We start from the raw sequence: 13,899 nt of genomic DNA on the forward strand, positions 1-13,899 counted from the left end.
ATTAAAAAAAAGTGGCTTAATTTCCTGATATTGATTAATATTCCTAATATTGACCTTACAAAATACACGTATGGTCACCCTGAAAGAAGCCACAACCAAAACAGATTTAAAGAAGTTCGTAAAGTTTCCTTTTTCGATCTATAAGGATTCCCCATATTGGATACCTCCCATTATCAACGATGAACTGGAGTCGTTTGATAAAACCAAAAATCCTGCTTTTAAAAATGCCGAAGCCCGTTTTTTCCTAGCTTATAAAAACAATGAAATCGTTGGGCGGATAGCCGCTATCATCAATTGGATAGAAATCAATGACCAAAAGGTTAAAAAAATGCGTTTTGGTTGGTTTGATTTCGTCAATGATACCGAAGTTTCGGAAACCTTATTGAAGAAAGTCGAAGAAATTGGCAAAGAACACCAACTGGAATATATGGAAGGTCCCGTAGGTTTTTCCAATTTAGACAAAGTTGGGGTACTTGTTGAAGGTTTTGATGAAATGGGCACCATGATCACGTGGTACAATCATGCATACTATCCTGAACATTACGAGCGTTTGGGATTTGTAAAAGAAAAGGAATATGTAGAAAACAGGTTTCCTTTTTCAAATGCCCATCCCAAATTTTATGATAAGGCCGGTGAATTGGTAAAAAGAAGGTATGGTGTAAAAGCATTAAGTTATACAAAAACAAAAGATGTAATGGCCATGGCCGATACAATGTTCGACCTCTTCAACGAAACCTATTCTTCCTTATCCTCTTTTGTACCGATTACCGAAATTCAAAAAGCCTATTTTAAAAAGAAATACATAAGCTTCATCAATCCCGAATATATCAAGTTCATTCTTGATAAAGAGGATAATCTCATTGCCTTTGGTATCGTTATGCCTTCTTTTTCACATGCCCTTCAAAAGGCCAAAGGAAAACTTTTCCCATTTGGACTTTTTCATATGTTACACGCCAAAAAACATAGTAAGGACGTTATTTTCTATTTGATAGGCGTACATCCCGATTACCAAAACAAAGGGGTAACGGCTGTAATGTTCCAAGAATACTATAAAACATTCACTGCTAAGAAAATCGTGAATTGTATTCGTACACCGGAATTGGCGGATAATATCGCCATAAAACAACTATGGAAACATTTTAATCCGGAAATATACAAACGTAGGAGAACGTACCGTAAAAACTTATAATCAATAAAAAAGACCCCATATTCAATGAATATGGGGTCTTTTTATTTTATTTTAAACTACTTACTCTCCCATTGCGGCAGCAACAGCAGCCGATAATCTTTTGTAAGTACCGTTTTCCAGCCTTTCCCGTATTGCTGAGAAAGCGTCCAATGTTTCATTAATATCAGCCATAGTATGGGTAGCTGTAGGGATTAAACGCAATAGAATCATCCCTTTTGGAATTACAGGATAAACCACAATTGAACAGAAAATTCCGTAATTCTCCCTAAGGTCCTTAACCAAAGCCATGGCCTCTGGAATACTACCACTTAAATATACCGGGGTTACACAACTTGTTGTGGTACCGATATCAAAACCTCTTTCTTTAAGTCCGTTTTGCAAGGCATTTACATTTTCCCAAAGCTTGGCCTTAAGTTCAGGCATGGTACGTAGCATGTCCAAACGTTTTAAGGCTCCTTTTACATAAATCATGGGTAACGATTTAGCGAACATCTGGGAACGTAGATTGTATTTTAAATAATCTATGATTTCCTTATCGGCGGCCAAGAAGGCACCGATACCCGCCATGGATTTTGCAAACGTAGCGAAATATACATCAATATCGTCCTGAACACCTTGCTCCTGACCTGCTCCACCACCTTTTTCCCCTAAGGTACCAAAGCCATGGGCATCGTCTACGAACAATCTGAAATTATATTTTTCCTTTAAGGCAACTATTTCCTTTAGCTTTCCTTGTTCCCCGCGCATACCGAAAACACCTTCGGAAATAACCAAGATACCGCCACCGGTCTGTTCGGCCATTTTCTTGGCACGTTCCAAGTTTTTCTCAAGGCTTTCAATATCGTTGTGCTTAAAAGTAAAACGCTTACCCATATGTAAACGAACACCGTCGATAATGCATGCATGGGCATCTACATCATAAACGATAATATCATCTTTGGCTACCAAAGCATCTATGGCCGAGACCATTCCTTGGTATCCGAAATTCAATAAATAAGCGGACTCCTTACTTACGAATTCAGCCAGTTCCCTTTCCAATTGCTCATGAAAATCGGTATGGCCACTCATCATTCTTGCCCCCATAGGGTAAGCAGAACCATGTTCTGCCGCAGCTTCGGCATCTACTTTCTTGATTTCGGGTAAATTTGAGAGTCCCAAGTAATCATTGATACTCCAAGTGATCACTTCTTTTCCCTGAAATTTCATCCTATTCGATATAGGTCCCTCTAGTTTTGGAAAAACAAAATATCCTTCTGCCTGAGAAGCCCATTTTCCCAACGGACCTTTGTTCTCGATTATCCTTTCAAATATATCTCTCATTTTACCTCTTTGATTTATCTGCAAAAATATTGATTTTTACGCAGCATTCATAACTCATTCTCATGCAAAAAAAGCAACGATCTTGACATCATTGCTTATATCTGGCCAAGATTATATCAAAACCTTATTTTATAAACTGTACACTTTGTATTTCTTCTTTGACTTCGGCAGATTCATTAAACCCTTGCGCTTCCATCCACTCATCGCTGTAGATCTTACTCATATACCTAGAACCGTGGTCTGGGAATATGACAACTACATTACTATCTTTATCAAATTTACCTAACTCATTAAACTGTTTTATGGCCTGCATGGCCGCTCCACTGGTATACCCTGCAAAAATACCTTCGGTACGGGCCAACTCCCTTGCCGCATGGGCACTTTCCTCATCAGTTACTTTTATGAACTCATCAATAACCTTAAAATCAGTGGAATCCGGAATCAGATTTTTACCAAGACCTTCGATCCTGTATGGATAGATTTCATTCTCATCAAATTCCATGGTCTCATGATATTTCTTAAGCACCGAGCCAAAAGCATCGACACCCAAAACTTTGATATCCGAATTTTTCTCTTTTAAATATCTAGCAATTCCTGAAATTGTTCCTCCTGTACCACTGCATGCTACCAAATGTGTAATATGACCATTGGTCTGCTCCCAAATTTCAGGGCCCGTAGAATGGTAGTGTGCATCAATATTCAATTCATTGAAATATTGATTTATATATACCGAACCTTTTGTTTCTTTATGTAATCGTTTTGCAACCTCGTAATATGATCTTGGGTCATCGGCGCTAACATGGGCAGGGCAAACATAAACCTTTGCGCCCATGGTCCTAAGCATATCGATCTTATCTTTTGAAGATTTGGAACTAACGGCCAAAATACAATCGTATCCTTTAATGATACTCACCATGGCAAGGCTAAATCCCGTATTACCGGATGTAGTTTCTATGATCGTACTGCCTTTTTTCAATATACCTTTCCTTTCCGCTTGGTCTATAATAAAGGACGCTATTCTATCTTTTGTAGAATGTCCCGGATTAAAGGCCTCAACTTTAGCGTAAAAGTTACCTTGAAGATTTGCTGTTGATTTTGTCAGTTTGACCAGGGGGGTATTTCCTATTAAGTCAAGGACACTATCGTAGGCATTTATCGTTTGTTCCATAAAGGCAATCTATATTTTAAATTCTGACAACCATCGATAAAATGTCAAAATTTGTCTACAAAACTACTATTTTTTTTTATTATCGATTGATTTTTCCTTCCAAATCTAATATAAAGGCATATTCCTTAGCAACTTCCTTAAGGGATTCGAAACGACCTGAAGCACCTCCATGACCAGCATCCATATTAATGTCGAACAACAACAAATTATCGTCCGTTTTTAAATCCCTTAGTTTAGCGACCCATTTGGCAGGCTCAAAATATTGCACTTGGGAATCGTGCAAACCAGTGGTCACCAACATATTAGGATAATCCTGAACTTTAACGTTATCGTAGGGCGAATACGATTTCATATAATCATAATACTCCTTTTCATTAGGATTGCCCCATTCATCATATTCTCCCGTTGTCAATGGTATGGAGTCGTCTAGCATCGTGGTTACAACATCGACAAAAGGTACGGCCGCTATGACCCCATGATAAAGTTCCGGGGCCATATTCACTATTGCCCCCATTAAAAGGCCGCCAGCAGACCCTCCCATGGCATATAAATGTTGGGCACTGGTATAGTTATTGTCTATCAAGTACTTTGAACAATCGACAAAATCTGTAAAGGTATTCTTCTTTTTAAGTAGCTTACCATCATCATACCACTGTCTTCCCAAATACTGACCTCCGCGAATGTGCGCAAGGGCATATACAAAACCACGGTCGAGCAAACTTAACCGAATGGTCGAGAAATATGGGTCAATGGTTGAACCATAAGAGCCGTAGGCATACTGCAGTATGGGAGTTTGGCCATTGATTTCGGTATCTTTATGATAAACGATGGACATGGGTATTTTAACCCCATCACGGGCTGTGGCCCAAATACGTTCAGATGTATAATTTTCTTTTTTGAAAGCACCCCCAAGCACTTCTTGTTCTTTCATAACGACCTTTTCCTTGGTTCGCATATTAAAATCTATTACCGAACTTGGGGTGGTCATGGAATTGTAACCATAACGTAAGATTTCAGTATCGAACTCGGGATTGGTACTCACATAGGCCGTATAGGTCTCATTATCAAAAGGCAAATAATAACTCTCAGCTGTGTCCCATCGTGTGATTTTCAGGTTATTTAAACCGTTTTCTCGCTCAGAGAGCACATAATAATCCTTAAAAATATCTATGTCCTCCAGAAGAACATCTTCCCGATGGGGTATAAACTCTTTCCAATTTTCAGAAGAAGTGTTCTTCTCCCCTACTTTCATCAACTTAAAGTTCCTCGCCTTATCCTTATTGGTCAAAACATAAAATGATTCCTCATAATGGGCGATAGAGTACTCCAAGCCTCTTTTTCTGGGAGAGAAAACCTCGAAATCGGCGTAAGGGGTATCGGCGTTTAAAATCCTATATTCGGAAGTTAAGGTACTATAACTCCCGATAACTAAGAATTTCTTTGATTTTGTTCTATATACAAAAGTACCAAAGGTTTCATCTTCCTCATGAAAGACCAATTGATCCTCCTCCGTTTTAGTCCCTAATATGTGCCGATAAATTTTATCGGAACGCAGCGTAACGGGATCTTTTTTACTGTAGAACATCGTTTTATTATCATTGGCCCAAACGGCACCACCCGTAGTATTCTCAATTTTATCGGAATAAACTTCCCCGGTTTCCAAATTCTTGATTTGAACGGTATATTGCCTTCTAGAGACCGTGTCTATACCAAAAACGGCCAATTTATTATCCGGACTTATCGCTATTCCCCCTAAATTAAAGAAATCATGGCCTTCTGCCAGTACATTACAATCGAACATTATTTCCTCTGGCGCCTCCAATGTACCTTTATGCCTACTGTAAATGGGATACTCCTTTCCCTTTTCATAACGGGTAACATACCAATATCCGTTCTTTTTATAAGGTACCGAAGAATCATCCTCTTTTATTCGTCCCTTCATCTCCTCAAACAAAAGATTCTGAAAATCCTTCGTATGTGAAGTCAATGCTTCATAATAACTGTTCTCTTTCTCAAGATGGGCTATAACTTCAGGATCTTCCCTATCGTTCATCCAATAGTATTCATCGACCCTTATATCATTATGTATTACTAATTCCTTTCTAATCTTCTTAGCAACGGGGGCTACATTATTTGTCATGCTATTCTATTCATTATGGAGAGCGAATGCAAAAGTAAGACTTAACATAGAAACTATCATTCTTTTGGCCAAGTGTATCCTAAAATTGACGTATCGGTACAATTTATTAATTTTGGCTCCGTAACCTTATAAAAAAGACACCATGTTTGGAGATATGATGGGTATGATGGGAAAACTCAAAGAAACCCAACAAAAAGTTGAAGCGACTAAAAAAAGATTGGATACCGTTTACATAGATGAGAAATCTGCAGATGGATTATTATCGGTTTCCATTTCGGCCAATAGGGCCATCAAGGAAATAAAAATTGACGATAGTTTATTACAGGATAAGGAACAGTTGGAAGACTACCTCATCTTAACTTTAAATAAGGCCATTGAAAACGCCACCAAAGTCAATGAAACCGAACTTGCGGCAGTTGCCAAAGAAGGCATGCCCAATATTCCGGGAATGGATTCGTTATTTAAATGAACCCTTGGCAAGGTTTTTGAAAAGTTTTAAAAAACGACACGATGAAAAGTATATTACTACTATTAATAGTTCCCTTTTTCATTAGCACCCAGAATTATCTTGAGGCTGAAAAAGACACGAAGTGGCTGACCGATTATGAAAAGGCCATAAAAAGAGCGAAAAAAGAAGATAAGAACGTTTTGGTCTTTTTCACCGGTAGTGACTGGTGCCCTCCTTGTAAGATGCTGAAAACCGATCTATTCGAATCGGCAGAGTTCAAAGCACTCGCGGAGGATTATGTCCTGTTGTATATAGATATGCCACGTAATAAGGACCTTCTGACCCACGATCAACTGAAACACAACAAAGAGCTATTGAAAAAGTATAACAAGAAAGGGGTTTTTCCACTGTTGACGATAGTAAATGAAAAAGGCAATGCTTTGGATGAATATTCCGGTTATAGCATGAATGGTGAGATACGCTATCATTTACAACTGTTGAACAAATATAAATAATTGAACAATTCAAATACAAAGGAAAGCTTCCATTTTTGGAAGCTTTTTTTATGGGCCCAAGGCTTTTAAGATGGGTTCTATCGCAACACAACTGTAAGGGCAATACATCTTTAGTTAAATTGGACGACTGAAAGCTTGTTTTATTAAGTAGAGTCAAATACAGGAAGCTGCTAAAGAAAATGAAGCTTGACCTAGTCCAACCTTTTTGTATTCCTAACCTAGACCATCTTTAAAAGCTTGAGAACATCTTAACTGTATGAGCCAACAAAAATGACGGAAATAAAAAAGGGCCTCCCTTTCGGGACGCCCTTTTCATAGGTTAGTGTTTTCTTTTTGACTAGTTGTTAATCAATCGGAATTCGGTTCTTCTGTTAACAGCATGCTCTCTTTCTGTACAAGAAACGCCCTCTCTACATCTGTTCTTAACTTTGTTCTCACCGTAACCATTGGCTACCAACAAGCTAGAGTTGATTCCTTTAGTGATCAAATAATCAGCAACCGCCTTAGCTCTTCTTTCAGAAAGATCTTGGTTAGAAGAAGCATTACCCCTAACATCGGTATGGGAAGCGATCTCTAATTTAACACCAGGGTTTTGCTGTAATACAGGCATTAATCTTGTATCGATAATTCTTTTGGCCTCAGAAGTCAATGTTGCACTTCCTAAGTTCCAGTTGATCGGTAAAGCTTGGTATTCAACTAAAGAACACTCAACTTCTGTCCAAGTAGTTAAACCACCTTTTTGCTTCAACACCTCTTTAGAGATAGTTTTTGTTACTGCAGGAATCGTTTCCTCAACTGTGTAAGCATCTTTATCCAAAACGGTTTTCGTAATTTCATCGTATTGAGCAGGGATAACCTCTTCAACAACTTTTGCTGGCTCTAACAAAACCCTTTTCGTGTAAGTCGCGTTTTGGGAACCTAACGGAGTTTTGGATACAGAAGCATCTGTTCCAAGAATTTCCGTAGAAATAGTGGTAAACTCAGCAGGATACCCTTTGTAACACCAGTATCTACAATCATCAGGATTTCCAGAAGCACAATCAGGTGCAGCAGCTCCCAATTCCCAATTGGCATAGGCAGGCTTAACCTCAATAGTTTCTGAACTTGCCCTAAAAGTAGCAGGGGATACACGTAATGTATTTCCTCCTTCTTTAGAAACATAAGTAATAGTCTCTGTTCCCCATTTCTCTGGAATAACTGTCAATCTTTTTCCAGCAGCTTTAACCTCAACCCTTTCAGTAATAGTCTTGAATGTTGCAGGTACGGTTTTTAAAACCTTATAAGCAGGTTTTACGGTCAATGTAACTGTTTCGTTAACATAAACATCTGGAGTTGTACAACGAACGTAACATTTTCCCGGTTCAGGATTAGATGGCAAATCTTGTGCCATGGTAATGGATGCAGTCATAACTGCGAAAAGTAAAAGAACTTTTTTCATAATTAAAATTTAGTGTTTGTTATATTGTATTTGTTCACTTGCTGCGAAAATAGTGGCCAACCCTATTTGAAATATAAAGAACGAAACGGGTTTTAATTTTCATCGATAAATCGTATTATTTTATCGATGAAATACACTTTTATCAGTTTATTCTTACATATATTTGAATTTGTAGCGCTTTCAAATATGCTTAAAAAGTGTTATTTTTAAGAATAGGATATATAACTATGATCGAAATAAACAAAAAGGGGGCGAACAGCTTTAGTTTTAAACTTAAAACCGAAAGTGGGCACACTTTATTGAAAAGCGTAGAATACCCAAACAAAGAAATAATAGAACGGACCGTGGCAAACCTGCGGCCAATTGAAAACAATACGTTAAGGTTCGAGCGCCGAACCAATAATGAAGGATTCTTTTTATTCGATATAAAAAATTCAAACGGTCAGCTTATAGGCCACAGCCAAAACTATACTTCTGAAGCCGGTATGGAAAATGGCATAAAGAATCTAATCAACAATATGGAATCCCTATTAGACCAATAATACCTAGAGTTTTTTCAAGGTCTTTAAAAAAACGGCATGCATTTCATCGGTATAATCCAAATGGGTAACCATACGAAGCTTGCCTTGGCCCATTCCTATTATCGATATTCCCTGTTCAAGCAACTTATCCAGAAAAACAGCTTCTGTAATACTACCCTCCTCTATTTCAAAAATCACGATATTAGTCTCTATGGGCTCCACTTTTTTAATGAAGGGCAAATTCTGGAGGGCAACACCTATCTCAAATGCTTTTTTATGGTCATCTGCCAATCTACTTCTATTATGGTCCAGAGCATAAAGGGCAGCAGCAGCCAAATAACCTGCTTGTCGCATTCCACCACCTAAAATCTTCCGTATCCTCAAAGCCTTATCCATCATGGCCTTACTTCCGACCAAAACAGAACCTACGGGACAACCTAACCCTTTACTAAAACAAACACTTATGGTATCGAAAAGCTCACCGAACTGCTCGGGCTTTTCATTTTTGGCGACCATGGCGTTCCAAATCCTGGCACCATCCAAATGATAGGCAAGGTTATGGTTTTTACAAACCTTCTTTATTTTTTTCAGCTCTTCAATATCCCAACAAGCACCACCACCCTTATTGGTCGTATTTTCAATACATACCAATGTGGTCAACGGACTGTGATAAAAATCTGGTGGATTGATCGCTGCCTCGACCTGTTCGGCTGTCATCATTCCCCGATGACCATCGATTAACTTACAGGAAACACCACTGTTAAAACTGACTCCCCCTCCCTCATAATTATAAATATGGGCATATTTATCACAAATCAACTGTTCTCCTGGCTGGGTATGCAGTTTAATCGCTGTCTGGTTCGCCATAGTTCCACTTGGGAAAAACAAGGCGGCCTCCTTTCCGAATAATGCCGCAGTTTTGGCTTCAAGTTCATTTACAGAAGCATCGGTCTTGAAAACATCATCACCAACCTGTGCATTCATCATGGCATCCAACATTCCCTTGGAGGGTTGGGTCACCGTATCACTAATTAAATTGATATTCACTTTGTTATTTTATTTTAAGAATTCTAAAACAGGTTCTAATCTATTTGCTGTTCCCAATGCATACAATCCATTCCGATCGGAGAGCCATCCGGAATCTTTGGAGCTGGGATCAATTTGAATTTTTCCGGAGCTTTTTCAAAACCATCGATCTTCCTGACAAATTCTTGTGCATATGCATTACTACTTGAAAGTAATTTCTTTTTTAATTCCTTAAGTTTCTGATGGGCGATTGCATTTACTTGGGGATGAACGCTATCTTGGGCAGAAAGATTCATAAGGTGGTACAAAACCCTAAAGTTGATACTCCATTGTACTTCATTAAGATAAGTATCTTTTTGCTGCTTGTACAGCGTATTTTCAATCAAGCTGTCCAACACTTCGGATAGCCCAAAATTATCTGGTTCCAATGCCTTTTGCTGAATCAGCCTCGAGGCTTTTTCAGGATGCAAAATAAATGTCAATGTCATATCTGCAGCTGTTCCCGATGCGGATAAGGCATCAAAAGACACCCCTGTTTTCCCTTTAAATGACTCCCTGCTCTTTCGATAACCAAATGCCCTTGGAGGAAAAAGCTTTAATTTTTCCTGTGGAATGGCGATCCATTTAGCATCCAACGTTTTAAGGGTGGCCATAAGTGCTTGGTTTTGCGTTTCTTTATCAGCTATTATAACGACTGATTGTCCGTCTCCTTTTACCGCATAATTATAATCCATACCACCTACGACCTTAGCTACCGCTTCAGTTTGGTAGCGGTGAAAGAAATACAAAGGCACGAAAACATCTTCCAAAACCGTATTGGGCTCCCCTGTTTTGATATTATCAATGGAAAAATTATCAATGGCCTTGGCCCTTAATTTCAACATGTCCTCCAACTCTTTTGCTACGTCCTTTCCGTTATCCCAAAGATGTGCCAAAACATGGGCACTACCCTGTGGACGGGCATCTTGGTCCGTTATATAACGAAGACCTTTATCAGTGGCACTATCGAGGATTGCCGAAAGTGCTTTTTTTTCATCGGTATTTTCAGGAATATCGGAATATGAATAAGCAACGGTGACCTTATCCCACTCCCCGATTCCCGTCGCATAGGCACTTGAAAAATCAATTTCCCCATTGTTCAATTTAAATTGGGGATGCGGATAATCCATCACCGATGCCCTATTATTGGTAGAAGACGCATAATTATGTGCAAAACCAAGAGTATGGCCGATCTCATGGGCGGAAAGTTGCCTGATCCGAGCCAAAGCCATATCCAACATGGGTTGGTAATTATCATCGCGTTCTGCAAACGGCTTGTTCATTAAAGCTTGGGCTATCAAGAAATCCTGACGAATACGTAAACTCCCGAGACTTACATGACCCTTAATGATTTCACCTGTTCGTGGGTCGGTAATACTACTGCCGTAACTCCACCCTCTAGTAGACCTATGAACCCATTGGATCACATTATAGCGAACATCCATAGGATCGGCATCATCGGGGAGCATTACCAACTGAAATGCATTTTTATATCCTATGGCCTCAAAGGCCTGGTTCCACCATCTTCCACCATCCAATAGTGCAGAACGGATAGGTTCTGGTGTACCATTATCCAAATAATAGATTATAGGCTCCACAGCCTCACTTACTTTTGCATTCGGGTCCTTTTTCTCTAAACGATGCCTAGTAATGAACCTTTTTACAATAGGCTCCTGGACCGGTGTGGAATAGTCATAATAACTGAAAGGATAGGATCCCGATCGAGGGTCGAAAGTCCTTTTCCCAAATTTGTCATCTGGTAATTCAATAAAAGAATGATGTTGGGCAACCGTTACCAAGTTTGCATTCGGCGATACTGATTTAATATAACCCCCAGTAGCCTCGCCCTTAAAAGTCAGGGTTACATCAAACTCGATATTCTTTGGAAAAGCCTTCGTCCGATCCATGGCAAAAGCACTTCTAGAGGTATCTAATTTATAAGACCCTTGTTTTGTTTTCTTTAATCTTGCCGTTACCCCATGGGTGTCTTGCATTAAAAAATCAGTGATATCTATGATATACGTGCCATTCTTTTTTTCCTTTATCTTAAAACCGAACAAAACCGATTTCGCAAAGGCCTGTTCTACCGATTTCTTCTCCAAAGCGTTATCGGTCAAGGCCCTGAACTTTAAATTGGGCTGCACCAACAACAATTTATTCCCTGCCTTTTTAAAATACACGACCTGTTCATTTCCAAGTTGGCCGCGATCCAGCCCTATATCATTACTTCCTATACCACTACTTAATGAATAGACATAGAGAAATTCTTTTTCAAGATCTTTAACCTCCATATACATTTTATCATCGGCATCATCATAATAAAAATCGAACAGGCCTGTGAATTTTTGAAAATCCTTTTTTTGATCAGAAAACTGGGCGTGGCTAAAATTTGATGTAATCAAGATTAAAATAAAAGTAGTCAAGGAGTTTCTCATAAGGTTAATTTTGGAAATCTAAATTTAGATAAAAGATTTGACTTGAAAACCCTCATAATAAAGGCTTCAAAAAAATAGGATTCATAAAAATCAGGTTTATAATTTAAGAAGAACATAAAAAGACAAGGGTGAGCAAATATGAATTAGGTACTGCTTAGTTAAAAATTGTAATTTGTTAGTAAATAATCAGGAATATGGCAAATATTGATAGCGGTATATTTTCTTCATATAAACGAAACACCGATCTTTTCGATGAATTATTTGATGAAAATGGTTCTATAAAATCAGTTTATCAAGAGCTATTCGATCTTTATGGGGCCCATTCCATCAAAGATTATGTAAATCTTAACGATAAGGCAAAAGCTTCTTTTTTTAATCAGGGCATTACATTCCAGGTTTACGGTAAAAACGAAACGCAGGAAAAAATTTTTCCGTTTGATCTATTCCCTAGGATTATAGATTCCAACGAATGGGAAATTATAGAAAAAGGATCTATTCAACGTAGCAAGGCATTGAATCTGTTTCTATGGGATATTTATCACGAAAAGAAAATAATCAAAGATGGTATAGTACCATTGGAACTTATCAGTTCTTCCAACAACTATCTTCATCAAATGATGAACTTAGATCCACCTGGTGGCATTTACAACCATATTTCTGGCACGGATATCATAAAGCATTCAGATGGCAACTTTTATGTTTTGGAGGACAATATACGTTGTCCTTCAGGGGTGAGTTACGTAATTTGCAACCGTACTGCCCTTAAAAGAGCACTTTTTGGGGTGTTCAACCATTATAAAACCCATACGGTTACCGATTATGGGGAAAACCTATTGGATCTTTTAGAGTCTGTAAAACCCAAAGGTGTGGATAGTCCAGTTTGTGTGGTCATTACACCCGGCATGTACAATTCGGCCTTTTACGAACATTCTTACCTCGCAAAAACCATGGGTATAGAATTGGTACAAGGCAGCGATCTGTTCGTTGAAAATGATTTTGTATACATGAAGACCATTCGCGGCCCTATTAAAGTAGATGTCATTTATAGACGAATCGACGATCTTTTTTTAGACCCATTAGAGTTCAAACCCGATTCGGCATTAGGTGTTCCCGGACTCTTCGCCGCCTATAAAAAAGGTAATGTAACCCTTGCCAATGCCCCAGGTACAGGAGTTGCTGATGACAAAGCCGTATATACCTATATGCCACAAATTATCAAGTATTATCTTGATGAAGAACCCATATTGAACAATGTCCACACTTACCATTGTAGTAGACCGGATGAACTTAAATATGTTTTGGAACATGTTCATGAGCTTGTCATAAAACCAGTTGATGAAGCCGGTGGATATGGTATATCAATAGGCAACAAACTTACCAAAGCTGAAATCGAAAATGTTAAAAAACAAATAAAGGAATCCCCTCGAAAATATGTAGCCCAACCTATAATGTCGCTCTCCGTACATCCTACGTACATAGATAAAAGCGAATCTTTTGAACAACGTCATATAGACCTAAGAACCTTTACGATACTGGGAAAAGATAAGGAGTATGTCCTAAAAGGAGGATTGACCAGAGTCGCCTTGGAAAAAGGAAATCTTATTGTTAACTCATCCCAAGGTGGCGGATCAAAAGACACTTGGGTTTTAAAAAATTAATG

General features: G+C 38.6%; 11 protein-coding genes. 5 read left to right on the forward strand and 6 right to left on the reverse strand.

What is annotated here, in order from left to right; translation table 11 throughout:
* Positions 1-70 precede the first annotated feature (70 nt).
* Complete coding sequence (locus tag R3X28_RS16485; RefSeq protein WP_154366711.1) at positions 71-1,189, forward strand: GTP cyclohydrolase; 1,119 nt, start codon at positions 71-73, stop codon at positions 1,187-1,189.
* Positions 1,190-1,249: 60 nt separating this feature from the next.
* Here the strand turns inward: R3X28_RS16485 and R3X28_RS16490 are convergent, their stop codons facing one another.
* The 3 genes from R3X28_RS16490 to R3X28_RS16500 all read right to left on the reverse strand — a co-directional run bounded on the left by R3X28_RS16490 (position 1,250) and on the right by R3X28_RS16500 (position 5,817).
* Complete coding sequence (locus tag R3X28_RS16490) at positions 1,250-2,509, reverse strand: aminotransferase class I/II-fold pyridoxal phosphate-dependent enzyme (RefSeq protein ID WP_154366709.1); 1,260 nt, start codon at positions 2,507-2,509, stop codon at positions 1,250-1,252.
* 124 nt (positions 2,510-2,633) lie between these two features.
* On the reverse strand, positions 2,634-3,677 hold the full coding sequence (locus R3X28_RS16495; protein WP_317665806.1) for a cysteine synthase family protein: 1,044 nt from the start codon (positions 3,675-3,677) through the stop codon (positions 2,634-2,636).
* Between the two features lie 79 nt (positions 3,678-3,756).
* The gene (locus R3X28_RS16500; protein ID WP_317665808.1) at positions 3,757-5,817 is read right to left on the reverse strand and encodes a S9 family peptidase; all 2,061 of its coding nucleotides are present in this window, start codon (positions 5,815-5,817) and stop codon (positions 3,757-3,759) included.
* Between the two features lie 142 nt (positions 5,818-5,959).
* On the opposite strand from R3X28_RS16500, the gene R3X28_RS16505 reads away from it, so the two are divergent.
* Together R3X28_RS16505 and R3X28_RS16510 are read left to right on the forward strand one after the other, a co-directional pair.
* Positions 5,960-6,286 carry a YbaB/EbfC family nucleoid-associated protein gene (locus R3X28_RS16505; protein WP_317665810.1) on the forward strand — a complete coding sequence of 109 codons (327 nt, stop codon included), beginning with the start codon at positions 5,960-5,962 and terminating at the stop codon, positions 6,284-6,286.
* Between the two features lie 41 nt (positions 6,287-6,327).
* Positions 6,328-6,780 carry a thioredoxin family protein gene (locus R3X28_RS16510; RefSeq protein ID WP_317665812.1) on the forward strand — a complete coding sequence of 151 codons (453 nt, stop codon included), beginning with the start codon at positions 6,328-6,330 and terminating at the stop codon, positions 6,778-6,780.
* Between the two features lie 337 nt (positions 6,781-7,117).
* On the opposite strand, the gene R3X28_RS16515 is transcribed toward R3X28_RS16510, so the two are convergent.
* Positions 7,118-8,218, reverse strand: coding sequence for an OmpA family protein (locus tag R3X28_RS16515; RefSeq protein WP_317665814.1), 1,101 nt, complete (start codon positions 8,216-8,218; stop codon positions 7,118-7,120).
* Between the two features lie 227 nt (positions 8,219-8,445).
* Here R3X28_RS16515 and R3X28_RS16520 point away from each other — a divergent pair, with 227 nt between their 5' ends.
* Positions 8,446-8,760 carry a YegP family protein gene (locus tag R3X28_RS16520; RefSeq protein WP_154366698.1) on the forward strand — a complete coding sequence of 105 codons (315 nt, stop codon included), beginning with the start codon at positions 8,446-8,448 and terminating at the stop codon, positions 8,758-8,760.
* A gap of 3 nt (positions 8,761-8,763) precedes the next feature.
* Here the strand turns inward: R3X28_RS16520 and R3X28_RS16525 are convergent, their stop codons facing one another.
* Positions 8,764-9,786, reverse strand: coding sequence for a GntG family PLP-dependent aldolase (locus tag R3X28_RS16525; protein WP_317665816.1), 1,023 nt, complete (start codon positions 9,784-9,786; stop codon positions 8,764-8,766).
* Positions 9,787-9,821: 35 nt separating this feature from the next.
* Positions 9,822-12,239 carry a zinc-dependent metalloprotease gene (locus R3X28_RS16530; RefSeq protein ID WP_317665818.1) on the reverse strand — a complete coding sequence of 806 codons (2,418 nt, stop codon included), beginning with the start codon at positions 12,237-12,239 and terminating at the stop codon, positions 9,822-9,824.
* A 194-nt stretch (positions 12,240-12,433) separates the two neighbouring features.
* Here R3X28_RS16530 and R3X28_RS16535 point away from each other — a divergent pair, with 194 nt between their 5' ends.
* The gene (locus tag R3X28_RS16535; RefSeq protein WP_282056068.1) at positions 12,434-13,897 is read left to right on the forward strand and encodes a circularly permuted type 2 ATP-grasp protein; all 1,464 of its coding nucleotides are present in this window, start codon (positions 12,434-12,436) and stop codon (positions 13,895-13,897) included.
* The last annotated feature ends 2 nt before the right edge of the window (positions 13,898-13,899 follow it).

The sequence above is a fragment of the Maribacter sp. TH_r10 genome, from assembly GCF_033101095.1.
GTDB lineage: Bacteria > Bacteroidota > Bacteroidia > Flavobacteriales > Flavobacteriaceae > Maribacter_A > Maribacter_A luteus.